Here is a 25,010-nt window from a genome sequence, read left to right as displayed (position 1 = left end):
GCCCCGCGAAGCACCGACGTCCCACCCGCTCGCCCGGCGGAGCAGCCCCCGAAGCTCGCAGGCGAGCGGCGCGGCCACCGACCGGCGCCGACCGCCTCCGACCGCTTCCGGTAGGGGCGGCCACGCTCGGCTCCTCCGCCCTCCCGGCGCGGCCAGCCGGCGGAGCGGCGGCCCCGCCCTCCCCGCACGGAACAGCTGCGCAGGGGCGGTCCCGGCCGCTTCGCGCGGGGCGGGCCGGCTCCGGCGCGGCCAGCCGCACCGCTCCGGCACCGCTTGCCCCCGCCATCCCGCACCGCCACCGCCGGGGCTCCGCTTCTCCGTGTGCCCGGTCGGCGGCGGGCGGTGGAACCGCACCACGGCGGGCCGCCCGTCTTCGTCGGCACCCGGACGGGAACGCGGTGGCGTCCGCTCCCACCCGGCGGCACAATCGGCGGCATGCCGACGTTTCCTCCACACGCCGTCAGCGAGGTCCGCATCCGGCAGAGCCGGCCGAGCTGCCAGGGCGGGTTCGCGCATATCACGGTGGACTTCGAACCGCTCCCGGACGGGGTGCTCGGGTTCGAGTTCGCCGACCTCGCCGACTGGGCTCGCCCGGCGGAGGACGACGTCCCCGGCGCCGAACTCCGGGAGTGCTCCGAGGCGGTCGCCGCGGGCGCGCTGCTCACCCTCGCGGGCGCAACCGAGTACGAGGTGAGGTGGGGGGAGATGGGAACCGTGCTCAGCCGCCGCTTCCCCTCGGAGCCTCCGGGCACGGCCGGGCACGCGCTCCGGCGGGGCGTGCCGCTGCTCGGCGCCGCCGGGGCACCGCTGCTCGCCGTCCGGATGGTGCTCCGCGAGGCCCGCCACCACCCCGTCGACTCATTCCCCCGGGTCTTCCGGTCGGCCGGAGCCATGGCGGCGTGGGCAGTGGTGAGGCGGATCAATGGGCCAGAGCGGGTCGGGCACCACCGGGGGTGACGGCCGGCCGGCCGCCGGCTCCCACATATCATCGGCTGACGTGCGCATCGCTCTCATCGACTCCGGCATCGGGCTGCTCTCCACCGCCGCCGCGCTCCGGGAGGCCCGGCCGGACGCCGACCTCGTCCTCTCCATGGACCCCGACCACATGCCGTGGGGCCCGCGCACGGCCGAGGAGATCATCGCCCGCGCGCTGGCCGGTGCGCGGGCGGCGCTGGCCGACCGGCCGGACGCCGTCGTCGTCGCCTGCAACACGGCCTCAGTGCACGCCCTGGAGGCCCTGCGCGCCGAACTCGAACCCGAGACCCCGGTCGTCGGTACCGTGCCGGCCGTGAAGCCGGCGGCCGACCGCGGCGAGCCGTTCGCCATCTGGGCCACCCCCGCCACCAGCGGCAGCCCCTACCAGCGCGACCTCATCCGCCGGTTCGCCAACGGGGTGCCGGTGACCCCCGTGCCCTGCGACGGACTGGCCGACGCGGTCGACGCCGCCGACGGGGCCGCGATCGACGAGGCCGTGGCCCGCGCGGCGGCGCGCACCCCCGCGGAGGTCCGCGCCGTGGTGCTCGGCTGCACGCACTACGACCTCGTGGGCGACCGGATCTCGGCCGCCCTCGGCCACCGGCCCGCGCTGTTCACCGCCGCCGGGGCGGTCGCCGCGCAGACCCTGCGCCGGCTCGGCACCACCGCCCGCCCGGAAGCCGCCCGCACCGGAACACTGCGGGTGCTGGCCAGCGGCCGCCCCGGCGGCCTGCCGCCCGCGGCCCTCCGCTATCCGGCGGGCGCCCTTCTGGCCGCGGCACCCGCCCCGACCGGCTGAGCCCCGCACCTCGCCGACCGGTCTCGACCCCTTCTGGCCAGCGCGGCCTCCCACCGGCAGGCCCGGGCCGCACCACCGCGGCGCTCCGGAAGGGGCGCACCGCGGACCGGGCCCGGACCCGGCTCCGGGCGCTACGCCGGTTGCCGCTGCGTGACCACGGCGTCGGAGAGCGTGCGGATCAGCGTGCGCACCCCCGCCGTGTCGTTGTCGTGCAGCAGCGACTCCAGCAGAGCGAGCGCGGCCGTCCGGTCGCCGGGGGCGCGGCGGACCCGTTCCCACTGCGGTCCGACGGCGACGTCGGTGAGCATGAGCGTCCGGCCGACCTGGCCGAGGGCGTTCAGCAGGGCGGTGTCGTCGGGGCGCACCGTCAGCGCGGCGAGCACGAGGTCGGCCTGGTTCTCCGGATCGACCTGGTCGGGTGTCTCCCCCCGGAGATGGGCGAGCAGGTTCTCGGCGGGGACCGGCAGGACGGCCGCGGGGATCCGCTCGACGTACTCCCGCGCCTCCACCAGGTCGTCGCGGAGGTCGTCGCCGCGCCGGATGGCACTGAGAGCGCGCTGCGCCCGGCGCAGTGCGCCGTGGGCCACCCACCGGGCGCCGCGCGCGGCGGCCAGCCGCGCGGAGCTCAGCGACAGCTCCAGGCACGGCCGGTGGGAGCCGACCCGCTCCAGGTGGCGCGCCCACGTGGTGAGGGTCACCCCGATCCGCCAGTCGTTGCGCACCGCGCCGCGCTCGACCAGGTGCTCCACGGCCTCCGTCCAGGCGGACCGCAGGTAGGGGTGCGCCTCGGCCTCGCGCACGTCGGGCAGCGCGGCGACGGCGTCCTCGGCGGGACGCGCGCCCGTGCGGGCCAGCCAGGCGAGCAGCCGGGCGCGTTCGAACCGGATCCGGCGGTCGGCGTCGGTCCGGGGGACACCGCGCGGCCAGCGCCGCACCCCGTTGCGTTCCAGGTGGTCCAGGATCGCGAGCGCGTCGTCGAAGCGGTCGAGGTGCCGCAGCGCCCGGACGTAGCCGAATCCGTAGGACAGCCCGACGTCGGTGCCGGTGTCGCGGACGCGGGCCGCCTGGCCGTCGAGGTGGCGCACCGCCTCCTCGGGCCGCTCGTCGTCCACCAGCATGTCGGCGTGCGCGAGCGCGAGGGACTCGAACGCCGGCTGCCCGGGCTGGACGTGCGCCCGGAGGGCGGTGAGCAGGGCCGCGCGGTCCACCGCGTGGCCGGGCCCGTCGATGTTGGCGTAGCAGGCGAGGACGTTCTCCGCCGGGCAGGCGGCCGGGCAGCAGCCGTGCGCCGCCGGGCCGGAGCCGTCGGCGTGCGCGGCGCGCAGGAGGGCCTCGGCGTCGGCGAGGGCCGCCGTGCCCTCCATACGGTGGTTCACCCGGGCCCAGACCGGCCAGTGCCGCAGGTAGGCCGGCAGCCAGGCCGCGCCGGCGACGTCCCGGGCGGCGCGCAGGGCGGACGGCAGCTCGGCCTTCAGCCGGGCCACGTCCCCCTCGGCCGCGAGCCGCGGCATGCCCGCGACCGTGTCCGCCAGCACCGGGTGCCCGTCGGCCCGGAGTCTCTCAGCCGTCTCCCCGACCCACGCCCACAGCGTCATGAACCCTCCCCCTTCACCTGCGGCGACACCGAACGTAGCAGCGCGGCCACGCTGCGGGACCGCGATCGCGAAAAGTCCCGCACGGCGGGGAGGCTAGACTCAGGACGGACCGGGGGCGTCAGACACGTCTCCCGCTCGGGGAGACGATCCGATCCGCTCAAGGAGCGCAGTGGGCATGGGATGGTGGGACCGGTTCGGACTCCGCAGGGCACGGCGCGGCGGCAAGAGCCGCTTCGACCGGCCGGCCGAGAACTCCGACATCACCTCGCTCATCGAGTTCGCCAAGAGCCGAGTGGGCGTCGAGTTCTACGTTGAGCCCGAGACCTTCGCCACAAACACCACCGCCGTGGCGGTGGCGACCGACGGCGAGTGGATCCGGCGACGGGTGGGCTCTCCGAACGTCATCCGCAAGGTCGCCCGTGACCTGGCACTCCCGGCCTACGATGTGCAGATCGTCGGGTACCCCAGACGCATGCGCGAATGGACGGCTCGCAACAAGCGCGGTCTCTCCCTGGAGGACTAGGAGGGCCGCGCCGGTCGCGCCGCCGCGGCCACGGCACGCCGCCAGCGTGTGCGCAGCGCCACGCGGACCGCCCGGCGCCGGAACTGTCGAGTCAGAAGGAAGTCACAGCGCCCATGAGCGCCCCCGAGGCCGGTCCGCCGGCCGGACCGCCGACCGCGCCCAAGAACGGCATGCCCCCGTGGCTGCCGAAGGCCCTGGCGCTCGCCCTGTGGACCGTCGTCGCGTTCGGCATCGCGTGGTGGCTGTTCGTCCAGTTGCAGAGCCTGCTGGTGCTGCTGCTGATCTCGCTGTTCCTCGCGCTGGCGCTGGAGCCGGCGGTCAACTGGCTGCACGCGCACCGCTGGCCGCGCGGCCTGGCCACCGGGACGGTCATCCTGGTGGTGTTCGTCCTCATCGCCGCGTTCTTCACGGTCCTCGGCTCGATGCTGGTGGGCCAGGTCCTGGCGTTCGTCGACGAGCTGCCGGCCATGACCCGGGTGGTACTGCGCTGGATCAACGGCACGTTCAACACCGACTTCTCCCCCACCAACCTGCTCAGCGAGATCTCCAGCGTGAGCGGGCTGGTCGAGCAGTACGCGTCGAGCCTGTTCGGCAACGTGCTCGGGGCCGGGACCACGCTGCTGACCCTGCTGTTCAACACGCTGGCGATCCTGCTCTTCACCTTCTACCTGTGCGCGGACGGGCCGCGGTTCCGCCGGGCGATCTGCTCGGTGCTGCCGCCGCGCACCCAGCGCGAGGTGCTGCGGGCCTGGGAGATCGCCATCGACAAGACCGGCGGCTACATCTACTCCCGGGCGCTGCTGGCGCTGGTGTGCGGTGTGGCCCACTACCTGGTCCTCGTGATGCTGGACATCCCGTTCGCGTTCGCGCTGGCGCTGTGGGTCGGGGTGCTCTCCCAGTTCATCCCCACGGTGGGCACCTACATCGGCGGCGCCGTCCCGGTCCTCGTCGCCCTGCTGGAGGGGCCGTGGCAGGCGCTGTGGATCCTGGTCTTCATCACGGTGTACCAGCAGTTCGAGAACTACGTCCTGCAGCCGCGCATCACGGCGCGGACGCTGGACATGCACCCGGCGGTGGCGTTCGGCTCGGTGATCGCCGGCGCCGCCATCCTCGACGCCCCCGGCGCACTGCTGGCGCTGCCGGTGGGCGCGAGCCTGCAGACCTTCATCAGCCTCTACATCCGCAGGTACACGGTCGAGGAGCATCCGCTCCTCCACGTCCAGGATCCGGACAGCGCCAAATCCGAAGCCGGGCCAACCGTTGGGGCGCGGACGGGAGCGCATCAGTGGGAGCCGGCGCCGGTCCCCCCGGGCACGGACGCCGACCAGGAGGACGGCGCCGGCGCACCTCGCCCCTCCTCCTGACGGTCGGCGGGAGCCGGGCCGCCCCGGCCGGACGACGTGCCGGTCCCCCGTTCCCCATGCGTCACATTTCCGGCGAACCACACGATCTCCCGAAGAGGTGCGCCACTTTTTGGCCGTTGATGACGACAGTTTGTAGGAACTCCTTCACCCAACCGGTTCCCTAACGCGGGGTCCGCATCGCATACTCGGGCGTGGGAGGGGGAACTCAGGGATGAAACAGGAGCTGACCGCTCTGTGCTGCGAATGCGGCGCGATCCGCGAGGTGAGCGCCCGGCGCGGAGTCGGCGAGGCCCAGTCCGCCTACGGAGTCGCCCGTTGCGTGGTGCGGTGCATGTGCGGATTCTGCGGAGAGCGCACCTACCACGCCTATCTGCGCGACGACATCGACCGCGACGAACTGGAGGACGCACTCAAGCTGGACGACGCCCTCGCCGCCGAGGCGCTCGACGAGGAGATCGAGCAGCTGCGGCTGTGCGGCGTCGACATCGGGCACGCCCCGGTGCCCGCCATCTGGGACGGCCAGCCGGTGGGCATGGTCACCCAGCGGCTCACCGACCACGCCTACGCCATCGTGCTCGACCCCAACGCCTCCGTCGTCGCCCGACTCAAGCTCATCGACCTCATGTGGAACGAACTCGCCATCGGCGACCACGACGACCGCTGGTACATCCAGCCGTCCGACGACGAATCCCCCGGCTACGCGGTCCGGCTCTTCGGCTACCGGGTGCGCCGCTAGAGGGGCCTCACGCGCCCGCCTCGACCGGCTCACGCGCGGCGGCGTCCAACCGGCGCAGCGCGGCGCGGGCGACCTCCGGATCGGTGGTCCCCCAGTACGGCGGCAGCGACGCCCGCAGGAACGACGAGTAGCGGGCCGTGGCCAGCCGCGGATCCAGCACCGCCACCACGCCGCGGTCCGACATCGAGCGCAGCAGCCGACCGGTGCCCTGGGCGAGCAGCAGGGCCGCGTGCGTGGCGGCCACCGCCATGAAGCCGTTGCCGCCCTGCGCCCCCACCGCCCGCTGCCGGGCCGAGGTCAGCGGGTCGTCGGGGCGGGGGAAGGGGATGCGGTCCACGATGACCAGCTGCAGCGACGGCCCGGGGACGTCGACCCCCTGCCACAGGGAGAGCGTGCCGAACAGGCAGCACCGCTCGTCGGCCGCGAACTCCTCGACCAGGCGGCCGGTGGAGTCGTCGCCCTGGCAGAGGATGGGGACGTCGAGCCGCTCGCGCAGCTCCTCGGCGGCCTGGCCGGCGGCCCGCATCGAGGAGAACAGGCCGAGCGCACGCCCGCCGGCCGCCTCGATCAGGCCGGCGATCTCGTCGAGGTAGCGCTGGTCGAGACCGTCGCGCCCCGGCGGAGGCAGATGCCGGGCCACGTAGAGGATGCCGCTGCGGGCGTGGTCGAACGGGGAGCCGACGTCGAGGGCGCGCCAGCGCGGTTCGCCCGCCGCTCCCGTCTCCGCGGCGGTGCCCGTCTCCGCGGCGGAGACAGCCGCGGCTTCGGCTGTGCCGGACTCGGCGCCCTCCGCCGCGGCGGGCGGCGGCGCGGTCGGCGCCTCGGCGGCGTCGCCGCTCTGCCGGCCCAGCCCCCACTGCATGGCCAGCGTCCCGAAGGAGCCGCCCAACGCCAGCGTGGCCGAGGTGAGGACCGTGGTGCGGTCGCCGAACAGCCGCTCGCGCAGCAGCCCGCCCACGGCGAGCGGCGCCACGTGCAGGCCGGGCGGGTACTGGGGCGCCTTGGTGATCCAGACGACGTCGCGGCGCTCGCGCAGCGGCGGCTCGAACGACTCCAGCACCCGCACCGCGGTGTCGTGCACCTCGGTCAGTGCCGCCTGCGCCCGGCGCCGGGCGGACACCGCCTCGGGGTCCTCCTTGTTCTCGGGCGCGAGGGCGGAGACGCAGCCGTGCGCGGCGTCGCGGACCGCCGCCACCGCGCCCGCGAGCGCGTCGGGCAGGTGGTCGAGGCGGCCGGGCTCGCCGTCGGTGAGCATCAGCCCCAGGCCCTCGGCGGCCTCGCCGAGCCGCTCGGTGTACTCCGGGTCGCAGATCCGCGCCGCGCGCTTGGCCGCCGTACTCACCAGCCGCTCGGTCAGCGCGCCCGTGGCCACCGAGGTGACGCGGTCGACGAGTTCGTGCGCCTCATCGACCATGAGCACCCTGTGCTCCGGCAGGATGTGGCGGCCCTGCATGGCGTCGATGGCGAGCAGCGCGTGGTTGGTGACCACGACGTCGACTCCCCCCGCCTCGGCGCGCGCCTGCTCCGCGAAGCACTCCCCGCCGAACGGGCACGCCGCCGCGCCGATGCACTCGTTGGCCGCCACCGACACCTGGCGCCAGGCGAGGTCGCTCACCCCGGGCGCGAGGTCGTCGCGGTCACCGGTGACGGTCTCCTCGGCCCACTCGTGCAGGCGCTTGACCTGGCGGCCCAGCGACGACAGCGCGCGCGGGTCGAACAGCTCCGCCTCATCGGGCTCGGAGTCCGAGGCCGACTGCAACCGGTGCCGGCACAGGTAGTTGCGCCGGCCCTTGAGGATGGCGAAGGTCGGCTCGCGCGGCAGCAGCGGCGCGAGGGCGGCGGCCAGGCGGGGCAGGTCGCGCTCGATCAGCTGGCGCTGCAGCGCGAGGGTGGCGGTGGAGACCACCACGGTGGTGTCATGGGCCATGGCGTGGCGGACCGCCGGCACGAGGTAGCCCAGCGACTTGCCGGTCCCGGTTCCAGCCTGCACCACGAGGTGCTCCTCGGTGGCGACGGCCGCGTCAACGGCCTCGGCCATGTCCACCTGACCGGAGCGCCGGGCACCGCCGAGCGCGCGCACCGCGGCGTCCAGCAGGACGCCGACCTCGGGAAGATCTGCCACGCCTGTGACAGTACCGCTCCGTGCCGACCGCCGCGGCCCGTCGTGCACAGCCGGTCCTCCTCCCGGGCGGCGGCCCCGGCGCGGCGCGCCGCTCAGCCGCGCGGGTGGTGTGCGAGCACCGGCTCCGGCTGGTGCTCGACCGTCACCGCCAGGTCGTCGTGCAGGAAGCAGAAGTACCCGCGCACGTCCTGGGCGTCCTTGAGCGGGTGCTGGTAGCTCCACGCCACGTCCGCGACCTCCCGGTCCCCCACCCGCAGGCTCCAGTACGAGGCCGCCCCCTTGTACGGGCAGTACGCCTTCGTCCGGCTCGGCACCAGCAGGTCGCGCCGCACGTCCTCGGGCGGCAGGTAGTAGCGGTTCGGCAGCCCTGTCTCCGACAGCACCTTGGGGTTCCCGGTGGTCGCGACCGCCTCGCCGTCGAGGGCCACCCGCACCAACTTGCTGGACTGCCGGGTGTCCACCCGGTGGAAGGGGTCGCGCAGGTGGCCGCGCACCCGCTCCTCCTCGTCGTACCAGGCGTCCGCGGCGTCCCAGTACATGGCCGCCAGCCCGCGCAGCCACGACGCCGCGGGCTTGGGCTCCGGGTAGGCCCACACGGCGTTCTCCGCCAGGCGGCTGCCCACCGACAGCGTCCAGTAGGCGGCGTCGCCCTTGAAGGGGCAGTGCGTGGTGTGGTCGGTGCGGGTGAGCGTCGACCGCTTGATGTCCTCCCACGGCACGTAGAGCACCGGCGTCAGGCCGGTCTCGTGCAGCAGGTGCCCCTGTTCCGTGTCGAGCACGGTCTGCCCGCCCACCTCGGCGCGGACCCGGCGCGGGAACGGATGCATGTACAGCTCGTGTGCGGGCCCGTCGATCCGGTAGTTCACCGTCGCGGGCGCGTCCCCCGCCAGCGGGCCGCCTCCGAACGTCAGCGACATGGTGCCTCCTCGTACTGCGTGCGCCGCCGTCGCGGGTGGTTATGCCCACGAGACGGGATCGTCACCATCCGGCGAAAGGCGGAGCAACCGGGGAATCCCGTGGCGGGCAGAGGTGTCCGTGCCGCTCCGGGTCCCGCCCCGGGGCCGGTGGATGCCCCGGGGCGGCCGGCCGCACGGAAACGCGGAAGGCGGCCCCGGACCGGGACCGCCTTCAGGCTGTGGAGCTAAGGGGATTCGAACCCCTGACCTCTTGCATGCCATGCAAGCGCTCTACCAACTGAGCTATAGCCCCTCGCGACATCCATAACTTTACCTGACCTGGAGGGGTGCTCCGAACGAACCGCCGGCGGCGTTTCGGTCCCCGGCGAGGGGTGCTTGGAGAGCGCGGCAGGGCCGCGGTGGCGCGACCCCGGCCCTGGCGGCGCCCGCCCGGCCGCACCCCGCTGAGCGGCCGGCGCGTTCCCGCTGGGCGCACGAAAAAACCAGCGGCCGCAGAGCCGCTGGTCGGAGTGGGTATCCATGTTCGGGGTGGAGCTAAGGGGATTCGAACCCCTGACCTCTTGCATGCCATGCAAGCGCTCTACCAACTGAGCTATAGCCCCTGGCGGGAGCCGGCCCGGGTCACCCCGGCCGACTCCCAGAACAATAGCGGAGTCGCGGCGGTTAGTCGAAACGGCGGCCGCGCAGCCACTCAGCGGTCGTCGCTGAGCTGGGACTCCTGCGGCAGGGTGCCGGCGTTGTGCTCCAGCAGCCGCCAGCCGCCCGCGCGGCGCGGGCCCAGGACCGACCAGGCGCAGTTGTCCAGCGGTCCGAGGACGTCGCGGTGTTCGGCGGGCAGGCCCAGGAGGTGGCCGATCCCGGCGCGCAGGGCGGCGCCGTGGCTCGCCACGACGAGCACGCCGCCCTCCGGGACGCGGGCGAGGTGGCGCAGGATCGCCTCGGCGACCCGCTCCGCCACGGCGGCCATGTCCTCGCCGTCCGGGATCTCCCAGCGGGCGTGCTCCTCCGGCCAGCGCTCCCGGATCTCGGCGCCGGTGAGGCCCTCCCACAGGCCGCCGGTGCGCTCCCGCAGCCCCTTGTCGTGCTCCACGGGCAGGCCGGTGCGGCGGGACAGCGCGGCGGCCGTGTCGGCGGCGCGGCGGAGGTCGGAGGCGGCGATGGCGTCCGGGCGCAGGGCGCTCAGCAGCCGGGCGGCGTGCTCGGCCTGGGCTCGACCCGTGTCGTTGAGGGGGATGTCGGTCTGGCCCTGGAAGCGCTTCTCGACGTTCCAGGTCGTCTGCCCGTGGCGCCAGCAGACCACGCGGCGGGATTCGGTCACAGGTTCACTCCTGACCACTGCGGATCGACGGGTCGGGGCCGGGAGGCCGGCCGGGTGCGCCCGGCAGCCGTGTGCGGGCGGGCCACCGGCATGGGTGGCCCGCCCGCACGGGTGGCTCCGGCGGCGTGGGGAAGGCCGGTGAGGGCGGTGGAGGGCTCAGAGGTCGCCGGAGCTCGCCGCGCGCGCGAGGCCCCGGGCCTCCTCGGGGAGCGGGATCACCGGGCAGTCCTTCCACAGCCGCTCCAGGCCGTAGAAGCCGCGCTCCTCCTCGTGCTGGACGTGCACGACGACGTCGACGTAGTCGAGCAGCACCCAGCGCCCGTCGCGCTCGCCCTCGCGCCGCACCGGCTTGGCCCCGGCCGCGCGGAGCCGCTCCTCGATCTCGTCGACGACGGACCGCACCTGGCGGTCGTTGGGCGCGGAGCACAGTACGAAGGCGTCAGTGATCACCAGCTGCTCACTGACGTCGTAGGCGATGATCTCCTGTGCGAGTTTGTCGGCCGCCGCCTCAGCGGCGATGTTCACGAGCTCGACGGCCCTGTCCGTGGCGGTCACGATGTAGCAGCTGCCTCCCTGGGGTCCTGCCACGCGGCGGGTCGGCTCGGCGGCGCTCAGCCGGCGCCTGCACCGAAGGCCATGCCGTCGTCGAGGTAGAGCCCGGTCTTGTTGATGTAGCGGACGATGCCATCGGGCACGAGGTACCAGATGGGCTCGCCCTTGCGGACGCGTTCCCGACACTCGGTCGAGGAGATGGCCAACGCCGGAATCTCCACGAGACTGACCTTGCCGTCGGGCAGCCCGGTATCGGTGAGCCGATGACCTGGACGGTTACAGCCTACGAAATGCGCGAGTTCGAAGAGTTCATCCACGTTGCGCCAGCTCAGGATAGCGCCCAGCGCGTCGGCGCCGGTGATGAAGAACAGCTCCACCTCCGGACCGTAGATCGACCGCATCTCGCGCAGCGTGTCGATGGTGTAGGTGGGACCGGCCCGGTCCACCTCGATCCGGCTGACCCGGAACTGCGGGTTCTCGGCGGTGGCGATGACGGTCATGAGGTACCGGTCCTCGGCCGGCGTGACCTTGGAGCAGTCCTTCTGCCAGGGCTGACCGGTCGGCACGAACACCACCTCGTCCAGATGGAAGAGGTGGGCGACCTCGCTGCCGGCGACCAGGTGCCCGTGGTGGATCGGGTCGAAGGTGCCACCCATGATGCCGACCCGGCGCGGGCGCGGCCGGCCCGGTACGTCGACGCGAGCGGCTGCGGGGCGGAGAGTCCCGTCGAGAGGACTGGTCGGTTCGTTCGGCACGGCTTTGCTTTCGCTCGGTTTCTCGCCCCGGCGTCGGGTCGCGTGGTCAACGCCGAGACTAACCCGGGCTGTCGGATCGCTTATTCCCCGCCCTACCCACAGCGGCACCTCAAACGCGTCATATCTTGATGTCCCGAAATCGTGGCGCTCGAGGACGGTCGGCGCATAGCATGCCGACATGGCCAACACTCCCGATCGCGCCCGCGTCCGACTCGCCGACATCAGCTCCCGTGCCTACGAGCACCCGGCCGACCGCGGCGCGCTGGTCGCCCTGCGGTCGCTGCGCGGTTTCGACGAGGTGTTCAAGCGGCTGTCCGGGTTGTTCAACGAGCGGGCGTTGCGCCTGATGTACCTGTCCGGCTCGGTGCGCGTCAGCGAGCGGCAGTTCCCCGACGTGTACGACTACGTGCGCGACGCCGCCTACGTGCTCGACCTCGACGAGGTCCCCGAGCTGTACATCCAGCTCAACCCGCAGCCCAACGCCATGGCCATCGGCAGCAGCAAGCCGTTCATCGTCATGACCACCGGCCTGTTCGACCTCCTCACCGCGGAGGAGCAGCGCTTCGTCGTCGGCCACGAGGTGGGGCACATCCTCTCCGGCCACGCGGTGTACCGCACCATGCTGCTGGCGCTGATCCGGCTCGCGAGCCGGGTCGCGTGGATCCCGCTCGGCTACATCGGCCTGCGCGCCATCGTGACCGCGCTGGAGGAGTGGTACCGCAAGTCCGAACTCTCCTGCGACCGCGCCGGCCTGCTCGCGGGGCAGGACCCCGACGCGGCCAAGCGCGCCCTCATGAAGCTGGCCGGCGGCTCCCGGCTCGCCGAGATGAACTCCGACGCCTTCCTTGAGCAGGCCGCGGAGTACGACCGGGGCGGCGACGCCCGGGACGGCCTGCTCAAGCTGCTCAACCTCATGGGCCAGACCCACCCCTTCGCGGTCGTCCGGCTGGCGGAGCTGGACCGCTGGGTGAAGGACGGCTCCTACCAGCGCATCGTGAACGGCGACTACCCCCGGCGCGGGACCGACCGCGACGCCTCGATCGCCGAGGAGGCGCGCAACGCCGCGAACTCCTACCGCGAGTCCTGGGAGCGGACGGCCGACCCCCTGGTCGGCACGCTGCGCGACGTCGCCGGCAGTGCCGCGAGCGCCGGCGGGAAGCTCTTCGACTCCGTGGCGCACCGCGTGCGCAACGCCGGGCGGGGGCAGGACGGCAGCGCGAACTGACCGGCCCCGCGCGTCCGGCGACGCGCCCCGGGTCCCCGCCGCGGACGCCGCGGCCCGCGGGGCCGCGGCCACAACGGGCGGACGGGGCGGACACACTCCGGGAGCGCCGCGGGACGGAGCCCCGGCCCCGGTGCTGACGCGGTCGGCCGGTGCACCCCGGCCGGGGCCGATCGGCCCCCGCACGACCGGCCCCGCCCCCTCACGCGCTGGTGGCCCGGCTGCCGCCGCCCCGGAGCCCGGAGCGCAGCGCCTCCTGCACGTACAGCCGGGCCGCCAGCTGCTCCGGGTAGTCGGCGACGACCCGGGTGACCACCAGCGCACGCTCCCGTTCCGGGTCCGGCCGCTCCGTCCGGTGGGTCGCGACCAGGCGGACCCCCGCACGCGCGATCAGCCAGTCGGGGTAGCGGTCCCGGATCTCCTGGAGCAGGTGCTCTTCGCCGTCGCTGACCTCGGGAAACGTCGCCATCACCGTCACCTCGCCGCGGAAACGCACAGGTCAACGCTAGAAGCCGTGATTTCGTCGCTCAGCCGGATTTCTCGAAATTTCTCCGAGAGTCGGCGGCGATCGCCGACAACGGCACCGGCGCACGCTCACGGGATCGGCAGTTCGCGGCGGATCCGGGCCAGCACCCGCCGTGCCGCGTGGTCGCGCGCCGCCACCCGGCCGAGTTCGGTGAAGACCCTGCGGTAGGGCGTGATCGCGTCGGCGTCAGCCAGCCGGAGTTCGGCGCCGATCGTCTCGACGAGGACCAACTCGTCGTCGAAGATCCAGAAACCGTGCGTGGGCACGGCCGTCACCTCGATGTTCGTCGGCACGATCCCGATCCGGACGGTGCCCGTGCCGATCAGCCCGGCGATCCGGTCCAGCTGGCCGGCCATGACCTCGGCCGGGCAGATGAGCAGCCGCAGCGCCGGCTCCCACAGCAGGAACTCGAACCTGCGGTGCGGATCGGCGAGCAGTTCCTGGCGCCGCACCCGGGCGCGCACCCCCGCCTCGACGTCGTTCGGTGTCCCGTGCAGCTCCACCGTGCGCCGCAGGATGTAGCGCGCGTAGTCGGGAGTCTGCAGCAGGCCGGGCACGCACGCGGACTCGAAGTTCCGCAGCGCGCGGCTGCGCCGCTCCAACTCGTGGAAGGCCCGCTGCCGGGCCTGCGTACCGGTGGCGAGCTGCCGCCGCCAGCTCGTGTAGTGGGTCTCCAGCGTCCGCAGCTGCATGATCAGCTCATCGGCGACCTCGGCCGCGCCGCACGCGCGGGTCCACGCCTGGACGTCGCCGCCCGCCGCCGTCTGCCGGCCGTGCTCCAGCTTGCTGATCTTGCTGGGCGACCAGCCCAGCAGTTCCGCCAGCCCGCGCCCGGTCAGCCCGGCCGCCAGTCGCAGCTCGCGCAGCCGCGCGCCGAGCGTTTCGCGGGCGGTCTGGTAGTCGGTGCTCATCTACCTGCCGTGGATCCAGTGTCGGGTCACGCCGCGTCGCTCGGAGCGCGCCGCCCGGCGTCACCGCGGAGAACGGGGAACGAACGAGGTGGCACCGGCAGCACCCGCGCCTCGGCCAGGGCCGGACGGGCCGCCCGCGGCGGCACGCCCCGCGGCACGGCGGGCACCCGGTTGGCGGGCGCGGCCGCACGGTGCTGGGTGGTCCAGCAGAACGCGCGCAGCAGCGCCGCGGTTCTCCCCCGCCACCGCACGGCCGGGGACGCGCGGTGGCCGGGGCCCCCGCACGGCGCGAAGCGGATGAGCAGCTCCCTGGGCACCACGACGAACTCCTCCCCGTCGAGCACGTCGCTGAGCTGGGCCAGTGCCTCGGGGTCGGTGAGCCGGTCCCCCTGCACGACGATGTCACCGGTCTCGGTCTCGTACAGGGTCGGGCAGCCCCCGCCCTGGGACGTCGATCCGAGCATGCGCAGCTTCACGTGCCTTCTCCTTTCGGCCGGGCTTCTCAGACTGCTGGAACCGGACCGGCCGTGCCAGGACTTCACCGAATCGTCGCGAGCCCACCGGTACCGGCGGCACCGGACGGGCGCCGCGCCACGGTTCGCACCGAGATCCGCGAGCGCGCGGTTCGCCTCCTGCCCTCACCTCCAACGATAGGTTCGGCCTGGTCTCGGAGGCGACGGCCCGGCGCGGCGGTGGCCGCGGCCGCCGCCCGGCACCACCTGGCGGCACGGCTGGGCGCACGGGCACGATCCGCGGGACCTCTCCGGCCGGAGGCGGGCCGGTCGCGGCGGCCGCCCGCACCACGGGGATGTGCCGCTGGGGTGCCGGCCGCGGCGGTGGCCAGCCGCGCCCGCCGGTCCCGCCACCTGGGCCGACCGGGACGGGACCGCCCCCAAGCTGGTGCGGCTCCGCGACGGGCGGGCGGGGCCTGGGACGGCGCTGGGCCCTGTGCCGCCATCGGAAGCCGGATGAGGGGCCCCGCGCCCGGCGGCCCCGGTGCCGGTGCCGGCCGTGGTCGACCGGCCGGGTGCCGGACGCCTCCGGCGCCGGGTCCCGGAGGGGTCCGGTGGCCCGCGGCGTCCGCGGGGGTGGACGTGGTGCTGGTCGGGGGCTCGCCATCGGCGCGGAGACGGCCGTGCGGGGCGTGATCGGGGACGCCGGTCCAGGCCGGTCGGAGGCCTGGCGGTCGGAGGCCTGGCGGTCGGAGGCCTGGCGGTCGGAGGCCGTGCGCGGGAAACGGGTCCCGGTCAGCTCCGGCGGGATTCCCACCGCGCCCGCCGACCGCGGTCCGGCCGCGCGCCGCCCGGGAGCCGGCGACAGGCTCGCACGGGTCCAGCCGGGTGGACAGGTACCCAAGCCGGCGTCTCCCCATCGGGGTTCGCGCGTCGCCGCGGGACGGTGCCGGGCTACCGCGGATCGCCAAGAGCGCCGCATCCCCGAAGCCCGGGGGCGCGGTGATCGCCGGAACCTCGGCGGACCGCGGCGGGGGGCTCTCCCGCCCCCGCCGCGGCCCGCTGGCGGTTACTCCCGGACGTGCCCGTCGCCCGTGACGACGTACTTGGTGGACGTCATCTCCTGCAGGCCCATCGGGCCGCGGGCGTGCAGCTTCTGGGTGGAGATGCCGATCTCGGCGCCGAAGCCGAACTCGCCGCCGTCGGTGAAGCGGGTGGAGGCGTTCACCATCACCGCGGCCGAGTCGACCCGCGCGACGAACCGGCGGGCGGCCGACTGGGAGTCGGTGACGATGGCCTCGGTGTGCGCCGAGGAGTACTCCCGGATGTGCGCCACCGCCTCGTCCAGGGAGTCCACGACCCGCACCGCGATGTCGTGCGACAGGTACTCGGTCGTCCAGTCGGCCTCGGTCGCCGGCACCACCGCGTCGTCGAACGCCCGGACCCGGTCGTCGCCGTGCACGGTGACCCCGGCGTCGCGCAGCGCGCCCAGGGCCCGCGGCAGGAAGCGCTCGGCCACGCGGGCGTGCACGAGCAGCGTCTCGGCCGCGTTGCACACCGACACCCGCTGGGCCTTGCTGTTGACGGTGATCGCCAGGGCCTTGTCCAGGTCGGCGTGCGCGTCGACATAGACGTGGCAGTTGCCGACACCGGTCTCGATGACCGGCACCGTCGACTCGCGCACGACGGTCTGGATCAGCGACGCGCCACCGCGCGGGATGAGCACGTCCACCAGCCCGCGGGCCCGCATGAGGTGCCGCACGGAGTCGCGCTCGACCCCCGGCACCAGCTGCACGGCGTCCACCGGCACCTCGGTCCCCTCCAGCGCGCCGCGCAGCACCTCCACGATGCGGGTGTTGGACGAGTAGGCGGAGGAGGAGCCGCGCAGCAGCGCGGCGTTCCCGCTCTTCAGGCAGAGGGCGGCCGCGTCCACGGTCACGTTCGGCCGGCCCTCGTAGATGATGCCGATCACGCCGAGCGGGACCCGCGTCTGCCGCAGCTCCAGTCCGTTGGGCAGCGTCGAACCGCGCACCACCTCGCCCACCGGGTCCGGGAGGTCGACGATCTCCCGCACCGCGTCGGCGATCGCCTCGATCCGGCTCGCGGTGAGCGCCAGGCGGTCGACCATCGCCGCGCTCTGCCCGGCGGCGCGGGCGCGCTCGACGTCCTCGGCGTTGGCCTCGACGATCTGGTCCGCGTGCTTCACCAGGGCGTCGGCCATCGCCTGCAGCGCCTCGTCCTTCGCCGCCCTGCTGAGCGGGGCGAGGTCCGCGGCGGCCTCCCGGGCGCGCTCCGCGACGGCGCGGACGTCCCGCTCGATGTCACTCATCGTGTCTTCTCCACTCTCGTTCGTCGGCGGCCCACCGCCGCTCCCGCCGTGTCTTGAGCCTACGCGTCCGCCGGCCACGGCGCCGGGACGGCGGGCTGGAGGCGCTCCGCGTACGTGCAGGTCGGGCGCACGCGGCGGCGACCGGCTAGCGCCGGTGCCGGGCGAGCAGCACCAGGTCGTCCCGGTGCACCACCTCGCGCTCGTAGGCAGGTCCCAGCTCACGGGCGAGCCAGCGCGTCGAGCGCCCCATCAGGTCGGGTATCTCGGCGGAGTCGTAGTTGACCAGGCCCCGGGCCACGATCACCCCGTCCTCGTCGCGCAGGTCGACCGGATCGCCCGCCGCGAACTCGCCCTCCACCTTCACCACGCCCGCGGGCAGCAGCGACGCGTGCTCGCGCACCACCGCCCGGACGGCACCCGGGTCCAGCACCACGCTGCCGCGGCCGGCCGTGGCGTGCGCCAGCCACAGCTGCCGGGTGGAGGGGCGGCGCCGCCGGCTCGGTGCGAAGTAGGTGCCCACCGGCTCGCCGACCAGGGCGGCGCGGACGTTGGCGGCCGAGGTCAGCACGGTGGGGACCCCCGCCTCGGTGGCGATCCGGGCCGACTCCACCTTGGTGACCATCCCTCCGGTGCCGACGCCGCGCCGGCCGGCCGTGCCGATGTCCACGCCCTCCAGGTCGGCGGGTCCGCGGACCTCGGGGATGCGGCGCGCGCCGGGCCGGCTCGGGTTGCCGTCGTAGAGGGCGTCCACGTCGGAGAGCAGCACCAGCGCCTCGGCCCGCAGCAGGTGCGCGACCAGGGCCGCCAGCCGGTCGTTGTCACCGAACCGGATCTCGTCGGTGGCCACCGTGTCGTTCTCGTTGACGATCGGCAGCGCGCCGATCTCCAGCAGCCGGCCCAGGGTGCGCTGGGCGTTGCGGTACTGCGTCCGGCGCATCATGTCGTCGACCGTGAGCAGCACCTGGGCGGCGGTCACGCCGTGCCGCGCGAGGGCGGCGCTGTAGTGGGCCAGCAGCAGGCCCTGGCCGACGCTCGCCGCCGCCTGCTGCGTGGCGAGGTCGCGGGGCCGCCGGGCCAGGCCGAGCGGTGTCATCCCGGCCGCCACAGCGCCGGAGGACACCAGCACGACCTCGACCCCGGCAGCGCGCCGCTCCGCCAGTACGTCGGCGAGCTCCCCGATACGCTCGCGCTCGATGTGGCCGTCGGGGGTCGTCAGCGACGACGACCCGACCTTGACGACGACCCGGCGCGCCCCGGTGACGTCCGCGCGGTGCTGCTCCGCGCCCGCGGGCGCCGCCGCCCGCGTCCCGTTCCGGGACTCTTCCCCATCAGTGTGCGTGGTCCGCACGTTCCGTTCCCATCTGCGTGTGTGCCCCTACGCTCGGCCGGGTTCGGCCGTGCCGGGCGGGCCGGCGGCCCGCCCGGCACGGCGCCGGGGTCCCCGCGCGACGTCAGCCCAGCCGGGAGTCCGTGCCGCGCGGGCCGATCGGGGTGCGCTCCGCGTCAATGGTCGGGTCCCAGTCGAAGACCACGGAGTCGTCCTCGTCGCCGATGTAGACCTCGGCGCCGGCGATCGCCCCCGCTCTGGCGAGGGCTTCCTCGATGCCCAGGCGGTTCAGCCGGTCGGCGAGGTAGCCGACGGCCTCGTCGTTGGCGAAGTCGGTCTGGCGCACCCAGCGGGCCGTGCGGTCGCCGCGGACCCGGAACGTGTTGCCGCCGAGCGGGACGACCTCGAACGGCGTCTCGCCGATCTCCTTCGGCCGCAGCACGATGCGGGTGGGTTCGGGGGTCGGCCGGGCGGCGCGGGCCGCGGCGACCTGCTCGGCCATGGCGAAGGACAGCTCCCGCAGCCCCTCATGGGAGGCCGCCGACACCGTGAAGACCCGCAGGCCGCGCTCGCGCAGCATCGGCGTGACGAGTTCGGCGAGTTCGCGGGCGTCGGGGACGTCGGCCTTGTTCAGTACCACCAGCCGCGGCCGGTCGCTGAGGTCGACGTCGGTCGACTCGCCGTAGGCGGCGAGTTCGGCCTCGATCACGTCGAGGTCGGTGACCGGGTCCCGGCCCGGCTCGTAGGTGGCGCAGTCGAGGACGTGCACCAGCGTGGAGCACCGCTCGACGTGCCGGAGGAAGGCCAGGCCGAGCCCCTTGCCCTCGCTCGCGCCGGGGATGAGCCCCGGCACGTCGGCGACCACGTACTGGGTCGATCCCGCCTCCACCACGCCGAGGTTGGGGACCAGCGTGGTGAACGGGTAGTCGGCGATCTTGGGCCGGGCAGCGGAGAGCGCCGCGACCAGCGACGACTTGCCCGCGCTGGGGAAGCCGACCAGGCCGACGTCGGCGATCGTCTTGATCTCCAGCCGGATGTCGAGCTGCTCGCCCGGCTCGCCCTTGAGCGCGAACCCGGGCGCCTTGCGGCGCGGCGAGGCGAGCGCCGCGTTGCCCAGCCCGCCGCTGCCGCCCCGCGCCGCGACCAGCCGGGTGCCCGGTCCGACGAGGTCGGCGACCAGCTCGCCGTCGGGCGTGGTGACCACGGTGCCGTCGGGGACCGGGAGCACGAGCTCAGCGCCGTTGGCCCCGGCACGGTGGCCGCCCTGGCCGGGGGCGCCGTTGCCCGCCCTGCGGTGCGGGCGGCGCTGGTACTCCAGCAGGGTGGACGTGTTGGGGTCGACCTCCAGGACGACGTCGCCGCCCCCGCCCCCGTTGCCGCCGTCGGGACCGCCCAACGGTTTGAACTTCTCCCGGTGGACGGAGGCACAGCCGTGCCCGCCGTCACCGGCCTTGATGTGCAAGACCGCTTCGTCGACGAAGTCCGGCATGGCTCTCCCTGGGTCGTGTCTTGCGATTCGTTCCGGGTGCGCGCGTGGCGCGGGCGGGTGCGGACGCACGTAGGGCGGGCCAGTCGTGCTGGCCCGCCCTACGCGTTCTGCAGTCGGTGACGTCGCGTCGCGCCGGCCCTATTCGGCGGGGGCCGGGGCCGGGACGATGTTCACGGCCTTGCGGCCGCGCCGGGTGCCGAACTGCACCTGTCCCGCGACGAGCGCGAACAGGGTGTCGTCGCCACCGCGGCCGACGTTGTCACCCGGGTGGAAGTGGGTGCCGCGCTGGCGGACCAGGATCTCGCCGGCCTTGACGCTCTGCCCACCGAAACGCTTGACGCCGAGCCGCTTGGCGTTGGAGTCGCGGCCGTTACGGCTGGACGACGCGCCCTTCTTGTGTGCCATCTCGCGCTCCTCCTGCTACTTCGCGGCGATGCCGGTGACGCGCACGCGGGTGTACTTCTGGCGGTGTCCCAGGCGCTTCTTGTAACCGGTCTTGTTCTTGTACTTGATGATGTTGATCTTCGGGCCCTTGGCCTCGCCCAGGACCTCGGCGGTGACCTGGTAGCCGCCGAGCTCGGTGGCGTCGCTGATGACCTTGCCGTCCTCGACCACCAGCAGCGGCTGCCACGTCAGCGTGGCGCCGACCTCGTCGGCCACCTTGTCGATGTTCAAGACGTCATCGACAGACACCTTCTCCTGTCGGCCGCCCGCTCGCACGACTGCGTACACCGGGAAACTCTCTTCCTGCTCGCTTCAGAAAAAATGCGCTCTCAACCGACCGCGGTCTCAACGCCACTCGCCCCCGCGACGGGGGCGCGGAATCGAAAGTAGGTCTCGGGCGCGCGAACGATTGGGGCGCGCCGACGCACCGACCCTTAGATTACCATCCGCCCGTTGGGGGCGAGCACGTCAACCACCGTCCATACCGGTCGGACCGGGCGCCCCGGTCCGACCGGATGCCATCACGGCGTGCTGCCGGCCTCGACCACCGCGGTCTCGGCCGCGGCGGCCGCCGTCTTGGTCCGCCGGGTGCGCCGCCGGCGCGGGCGCTCGGTGCCGGACTCGGTCGGCTCGGCCTCCGCGTCCGCACTCTCGGCGGCCTCGGGTGCCGGCGCCGCGGCGGGTTGCGCCGCCTCGGCGGCGACCGGCTCCGGCGCCGCGGACGGCTCGCCGCTGTCCTGTGCCGCGGCGGCCGGTGCCTCTTCCGGGGCGTCGACCGCGGCCGCCTTCTCGCGCTTCACCCGACGCGACGCCTTGCGTGCCGTCTTCTTCTCCGCCTTGGGCGCCTGCTCGGCCGGCTCCGGCTGCTCGGCCGGCGGGGCGGCCGGCTCGGGCTCGCCCTTGCCGGCCTCGGCGGCGGGCTTCTCCGGTGCCGCCTTCTCGGCTTTCTCCGCCTTCTCGGCCGCGCCGCCCTTGCCCTTCTTCTTGCGGCCGCCGCCCGAGGCCCCGTTGCCGCCGTTCGCCGGCCTGGCCTCCACCGGCTCGGTCGACAGGATGAGGCCGCGGCCGTTGCAGCAGTCGCAGGTGGTCGAGAAGGCCTCCAGCAGTCCCTGGCCGACCCGCTTGCGCGTCATCTGGACAAGGCCGAGGGAAGTGACCTCGGCGACCTGGTGCTTGGTGCGGTCCCGGGACAGGCACTCCAGCATCCGCCGCAGCACGAGGTCGCGGTTGCTCTCCAGCACCATGTCGATGAAGTCGATGACGATGATGCCGCCGATGTCGCGCAGCCGCAGCTGGCGGACGATCTCCTCGGCGGCCTCCAGGTTGTTCTTGGTGACCGTCTCCTCGAGGTTCCCGCCCTGGCCGGTGAACTTCCCGGTGTTGACGTCGACGACCGTCATGGCCTCGGTGCGGTCGATGACCAGCGATCCGCCGCTGGGCAGCCACACCTTGCGCTCCAGCGCCTTGGCGATCTGCTCGTCCACCCGGTAGGCGTCGAAGACGTCGCGGTCCTTGGACCAGTGCGACAGCCGCTCGGCCAGGTGCGGAGCGACGTAGTTGACGTACTCGTCGACCGTCCGCCACGCCTCGTCGCCCGAGACGACCAGGCTGGCGAAGTCCTCGTTGAAGACGTCGCGCACCACGCGGACGGTGAGGTCGGGCTCGCTGTAGAGCAGCGCGGGGGCGGTCGCCGACTTCGACTTGCGCCGGATCGACTCCCACTGCGCGGCCAGCCGCGAGATGTCGCGCTCCAGCTCCTCCTCGCTGGCCCCCTCGGCCGCGGTGCGCACGATCACGCCGGCGTGCTCCGGCATGACCTTCTTGAGGATCTGCTTGAGCCGCGCCCGCTCCTTGTCGGGGAGCTTGCGGCTGATGCCGGTCATCGTGCCGTCCGGCACGTACACCAGGTAGCGGCCGGGCAGGCTGATCTGGCTGGTCAGCCGGGCACCCTTGTGGCCGAGCGGGTCCTTGGTGACCTGGACCAGCACCGACTGGCCGGACTTCAGCGCCGACTCGATCCGCTTGGGCTGGCCCTCCAGGCCGGAGGCGTCCCAGTTCACCTCGCCGGCGTAGAGCACCGCGTTGCGGCCCTTGCCGATGTCGACGAACGCCGCCTCCATGGAGGGCAGCACGTTCTGCACCCGGCCGAGGTAGACGTTGCCGACGTAGGACTTGTGCGTGGCCCGGTCGACGTAGTGCTCGACGAGCACGTCGTCCTCAAGCACCGCGATCTGGGTGCGCTCGCCGGTACGCCGGATGACGAGGTCGCGCTTGACCGACTCGCGGCGGGCGAGGAACTCCGACTCGGTGATGATGGGGGCGCGCCGGCGGCCCTGCTCGCGGCCCTCGCGGCGGCGCTGCTTCTTGGCCTCCAGGCGGGTGGACCCCCGGACGGCCTGCACCTCGTCCTCGATCGGCGCCGCGGCGCGCGGTTCGCGCACCCGGACCACCGTGTTGGGCGGGTCGTCCGGTTCGGGCGACTCCTCGGGGGCCTCGGCTCCGGACCTGCGGCGGCGGCGCCGGCGGCGCCGGCTGGTGCCGGCGGCGTCGTCGAGGCGCCCCTCGTCGGTCTCCTCCTCGGCCGCGCCGCTCTCGTCGGCGGCCGGCTCCTCGTCCTCGGCCGCCTCGGCACGCCGCCCGCGCGGGGCGCGCTCGGCGACGGCGGGCGCCGGCTGGCCCGGCTCGTCGGACTCGTCGCCCTCCTCGCCGGCCCGCGTCCGGCCCCGGCCACGACCGCCCCTGCGGCGGCGCCGGCGGGACGGGCGGTCGTCGTCCTCGTCGTCGGTGTGCTCCTCGTCGGCCTCGGCGCCCTCCTCGGTGTCGGCCTGCGCGGTGTCCGCGGGACCGACCGGGTGCACGCCGTTGGCCGGCCCCTGCGGGACCGGAGGCTGGAACACCACCATGGGCGGCTGGAAGGCGACGGCGGCCCCGCTGGACGGCTGCTCGGCGCCGGTGTCCTCGGGCTCCTGCCCGGCGGCCGGCTCCGCAGCGTCCGGCTCGGCCTCGGCCGCCGGCGGGGCGGCCTTCGCGCGGCGGGCACGGGTACGGGTCCGCGGCGCCGGGGCGCCGCGCTCCGGCTCCGGCGCGGACTCACCCTCGGCCGGCACCGACTCCACGGCCGCCTCGGCCGCGGGGGCGGTCCGGGCCGCCGCCGCGGGGGCGATCGGCTCCGGCTCCGGCGGCGGTCCGGCGGGCCGCGTCGCGCTCCGGCGGCGCCGCGCCGGCTTGGCAGCGCCGGACGCGCTCTCGCCAGTGCGGACGGTCACGTCCGCCTGCGCTGTCTCGGTTGTTTCAGTTGTACGTCCCGCGGTGCCCTCGGCACCGCTGCTGGGCTCGTTCTCGAGCATCCGGGCGGTCTCCCGTCAGAGTTCTCGGGCGCGGCGTCGGCGTCATGCGCCGCGGCCGCTGCGCGCGAGAACTGTCGTCACTGTGTCGGCCCCGGTAGCGCGTTCGGCGGTACCGGGACAAAGTCCTTGGAGCGCGCCCACGTTCCCCGCCGGAGGTCAGCCATGTGACGTGCTCCGCGTGGGCGCCGACGACGTGGGTGGGTCCTGCGCCGCCCCGGCGGGGGCGCATTGCGACGCCCCGGTACCGGAGTCGACCCGTTCCCGTCCGCTGTCTCGGGCGGACGCGCCGTCCGCCGCGAACGGGTCGGTGACCTCGCCGGAGGCCCCGTCCAGCGGCCCCTGCGCCAGCCTGGTCATCAGCGGTGATGACGGCGGCGCGAGGCCGGCCACCTGACGGAGGCCGTTCACCACGTCGTCCGGTCGAACGGCAGGTGTCGTATGCCGGACGACCAGTTGAAGTATGACATATGTCTCGTCTCGCTCCGCTGCGCCGCTTCCGTCCACATCGAGACGGAGTACGGCCCCGCGGGTGTCGAAGCGGCGGCGTCCCTTCTTGGTCAGCCGCTCCACCTCGACGGTGTCGGCCGCGAGGAACGCGGCCACCGCCGCACGGGCGTCGTCGGGGGCGACACCCGGCAGCTCGACCCGCCATTCCGAGGCCTCCAGGCGGTCCGCGAGACCGCCCGCCGTGGCCGTCACGACCTCGACGACGTCGAGGCCCTCGGGCATCGCCGCGTCGAGCCGAACACGCACCTGTTCGGGCTCGGACGCCTCGGTCAGCGCAAGTTCGAAGTACTCCGCCTCACTGGCCACCCCCGTGGGGGCCGCTCCGGTGTAGGAGATCTTGGGGTGAGGCGAGAACCCCGCCGAGAAGGCGACCGGAATCCGGGCCCGGCGCAGCGCGCGCTCCAGCGCGCGGGCGATGTCGCGATGACTCGCGAACCGCATCCGGCCGCGCTTGGCGTAACGCACGCGCAGTCGGTGGCCCTGGGTTCCGGTGGAGGGCGAGACGGTGCCCTCTGGTGCGGGGGGCAGTGCTGCTCCTTTCGTCGATGTCTCCCGGCCGCCGTGTCCGGCGTGCGGCACGGCCGGGCGGGAGATTCACGTCCTCATTAGCGTACGGTGCGCTCCGGTTGTCTCGCGCCATCGCCCCGGGCCGGTGGGCCTGGTCGGGGCGGCGGACGGCGGGTCGACGGATGACCGGACCCCGCCGCGCTTCGTGACGGATCACACACCTCTGTGCTGTTCCCTTCCCGCGGCGGTTTGAAAAGCCCCGGTGCAGTTGTGTCGGCCACAACTTCGGGGAT

Annotated in this window: 20 protein-coding genes, 2 tRNA genes and 2 pseudogenes; 6 read left to right on the top strand and 18 right to left on the bottom strand. The window is 74.2% G+C overall.

Annotated elements, in window-relative coordinates:
• The first annotated feature begins 435 nt into the window (after positions 1–435).
• Positions 436–957 (top strand): hypothetical protein, encoded by a 522-nt coding sequence (locus tag DEF28_RS09615; RefSeq protein WP_114399532.1) that lies wholly within the window; start codon positions 436–438, stop codon positions 955–957.
• 40 nt (positions 958–997) lie between these two features.
• Positions 998–1,774, top strand: coding sequence for a glutamate racemase (locus DEF28_RS09610; RefSeq protein ID WP_114399543.1), 777 nt, complete (start codon positions 998–1,000; stop codon positions 1,772–1,774).
• Between the two features lie 131 nt (positions 1,775–1,905).
• Here DEF28_RS09610 and DEF28_RS09605 read toward each other — a convergent pair whose 3' ends face one another.
• Positions 1,906–3,369 (bottom strand): hypothetical protein, encoded by a 1,464-nt coding sequence (locus DEF28_RS09605; protein ID WP_114399533.1) that lies wholly within the window; start codon positions 3,367–3,369, stop codon positions 1,906–1,908.
• A gap of 175 nt (positions 3,370–3,544) precedes the next feature.
• On the opposite strand from DEF28_RS09605, the gene DEF28_RS09600 reads away from it, so the two are divergent.
• From DEF28_RS09600 to DEF28_RS09590, 3 genes are all read left to right on the top strand, one after another.
• Positions 3,545–3,892 carry a hypothetical protein gene (locus DEF28_RS09600; protein ID WP_114399534.1) on the top strand — a complete coding sequence of 116 codons (348 nt, stop codon included), beginning with the start codon at positions 3,545–3,547 and terminating at the stop codon, positions 3,890–3,892.
• A 113-nt stretch (positions 3,893–4,005) separates the two neighbouring features.
• A complete protein-coding gene (locus tag DEF28_RS09595) occupies positions 4,006–5,256 on the top strand; it encodes an AI-2E family transporter (RefSeq protein ID WP_233515200.1) in 1,251 nt (416 codons plus the stop codon).
• 211 nt (positions 5,257–5,467) lie between these two features.
• Positions 5,468–5,992, top strand: a complete 525-nt coding sequence (locus tag DEF28_RS09590; RefSeq protein WP_114399535.1) for a DUF6315 family protein — start codon at positions 5,468–5,470, stop codon at positions 5,990–5,992.
• Positions 5,993–5,999: 7 nt separating this feature from the next.
• On the opposite strand, the gene DEF28_RS09585 is transcribed toward DEF28_RS09590, so the two are convergent.
• The 7 genes and pseudogenes from DEF28_RS09585 to nadD form a co-directional block, all read right to left on the bottom strand.
• The gene (locus DEF28_RS09585; protein ID WP_114399536.1) at positions 6,000–8,114 is read right to left on the bottom strand and encodes an ATP-dependent DNA helicase; all 2,115 of its coding nucleotides are present in this window, start codon (positions 8,112–8,114) and stop codon (positions 6,000–6,002) included.
• Between the two features lie 92 nt (positions 8,115–8,206).
• Positions 8,207–9,031: a DUF427 domain-containing protein gene (locus DEF28_RS09580; protein ID WP_114399537.1), complete on the bottom strand. Its 825-nt coding sequence runs from the start codon at positions 9,029–9,031 to the stop codon at positions 8,207–8,209.
• A 219-nt stretch (positions 9,032–9,250) separates the two neighbouring features.
• Positions 9,251–9,323, bottom strand: a tRNA-Ala gene (locus DEF28_RS09575).
• A gap of 237 nt (positions 9,324–9,560) precedes the next feature.
• Positions 9,561–9,633 (bottom strand) — tRNA-Ala (locus DEF28_RS09570).
• Positions 9,634–9,722: 89 nt separating this feature from the next.
• Positions 9,723–10,349, bottom strand: a complete 627-nt coding sequence (locus tag DEF28_RS09565) for a histidine phosphatase family protein (RefSeq protein WP_114399538.1) — start codon at positions 10,347–10,349, stop codon at positions 9,723–9,725.
• 156 nt (positions 10,350–10,505) lie between these two features.
• Positions 10,506–10,904, bottom strand: coding sequence for a ribosome silencing factor (gene rsfS / locus DEF28_RS09560; protein ID WP_114399539.1), 399 nt, complete (start codon positions 10,902–10,904; stop codon positions 10,506–10,508).
• A gap of 56 nt (positions 10,905–10,960) precedes the next feature.
• Positions 10,961–11,575 (bottom strand): annotated as a pseudogene (gene nadD, locus DEF28_RS09555) (nicotinate-nucleotide adenylyltransferase); the annotation flags it as partial.
• Positions 11,576–11,834: 259 nt separating this feature from the next.
• Between nadD and DEF28_RS09550 the strand changes: the two are divergent.
• Positions 11,835–12,881, top strand: coding sequence for a M48 family metallopeptidase (locus tag DEF28_RS09550; RefSeq protein WP_114399541.1), 1,047 nt, complete (start codon positions 11,835–11,837; stop codon positions 12,879–12,881).
• A gap of 199 nt (positions 12,882–13,080) precedes the next feature.
• Here DEF28_RS09550 and DEF28_RS09545 read toward each other — a convergent pair whose 3' ends face one another.
• From DEF28_RS09545 to DEF28_RS09495, 10 genes and pseudogenes are all read right to left on the bottom strand, one after another.
• Entirely contained in the window at positions 13,081–13,347 is a 267-nt protein-coding gene (locus tag DEF28_RS09545; RefSeq protein ID WP_114399545.1) for a hypothetical protein, read from the bottom strand.
• 125 nt (positions 13,348–13,472) lie between these two features.
• Positions 13,473–14,315 carry a helix-turn-helix domain-containing protein gene (locus DEF28_RS09540; RefSeq protein WP_114399542.1) on the bottom strand — a complete coding sequence of 281 codons (843 nt, stop codon included), beginning with the start codon at positions 14,313–14,315 and terminating at the stop codon, positions 13,473–13,475.
• A gap of 284 nt (positions 14,316–14,599) precedes the next feature.
• Positions 14,600–14,791, bottom strand: a pseudogene (locus tag DEF28_RS09535) (hypothetical protein); the annotation flags it as partial.
• A gap of 1,045 nt (positions 14,792–15,836) precedes the next feature.
• Entirely contained in the window at positions 15,837–17,096 is a 1,260-nt protein-coding gene (locus DEF28_RS09525) for a glutamate-5-semialdehyde dehydrogenase (protein WP_114399419.1), read from the bottom strand.
• Between the two features lie 145 nt (positions 17,097–17,241).
• A complete protein-coding gene (gene proB, locus DEF28_RS09520) occupies positions 17,242–18,444 on the bottom strand; it encodes a glutamate 5-kinase (RefSeq protein ID WP_114399418.1) in 1,203 nt (400 codons plus the stop codon).
• Positions 18,445–18,547: 103 nt separating this feature from the next.
• Positions 18,548–19,912, bottom strand: coding sequence for a GTPase ObgE (gene obgE / locus DEF28_RS09515; protein ID WP_114399417.1), 1,365 nt, complete (start codon positions 19,910–19,912; stop codon positions 18,548–18,550).
• Between the two features lie 138 nt (positions 19,913–20,050).
• Positions 20,051–20,317, bottom strand: a complete 267-nt coding sequence (gene rpmA / locus DEF28_RS09510; RefSeq protein ID WP_114399416.1) for a 50S ribosomal protein L27 — start codon at positions 20,315–20,317, stop codon at positions 20,051–20,053.
• Between the two features lie 15 nt (positions 20,318–20,332).
• Positions 20,333–20,644 (bottom strand): 50S ribosomal protein L21, encoded by a 312-nt coding sequence (gene rplU, locus DEF28_RS09505; RefSeq protein ID WP_114399415.1) that lies wholly within the window; start codon positions 20,642–20,644, stop codon positions 20,333–20,335.
• A gap of 233 nt (positions 20,645–20,877) precedes the next feature.
• Positions 20,878–23,703 (bottom strand): Rne/Rng family ribonuclease, encoded by a 2,826-nt coding sequence (locus tag DEF28_RS09500; protein WP_114399414.1) that lies wholly within the window; start codon positions 23,701–23,703, stop codon positions 20,878–20,880.
• A 156-nt stretch (positions 23,704–23,859) separates the two neighbouring features.
• On the bottom strand, positions 23,860–24,651 hold the full coding sequence (locus tag DEF28_RS09495) for a TIGR03936 family radical SAM-associated protein (protein ID WP_233515202.1): 792 nt from the start codon (positions 24,649–24,651) through the stop codon (positions 23,860–23,862).
• Between the last annotated feature and the right edge of the window lie 359 nt (positions 24,652–25,010).

Origin of the sequence: Marinitenerispora sediminis (assembly GCF_003336425.1) — a bacterium.
GTDB classification, from domain to species: domain Bacteria; phylum Actinomycetota; class Actinomycetes; order Streptosporangiales; family Streptosporangiaceae; genus Marinitenerispora; species Marinitenerispora sediminis.
This window is presented reverse-complemented; position numbering and strand designations above follow the sequence as displayed.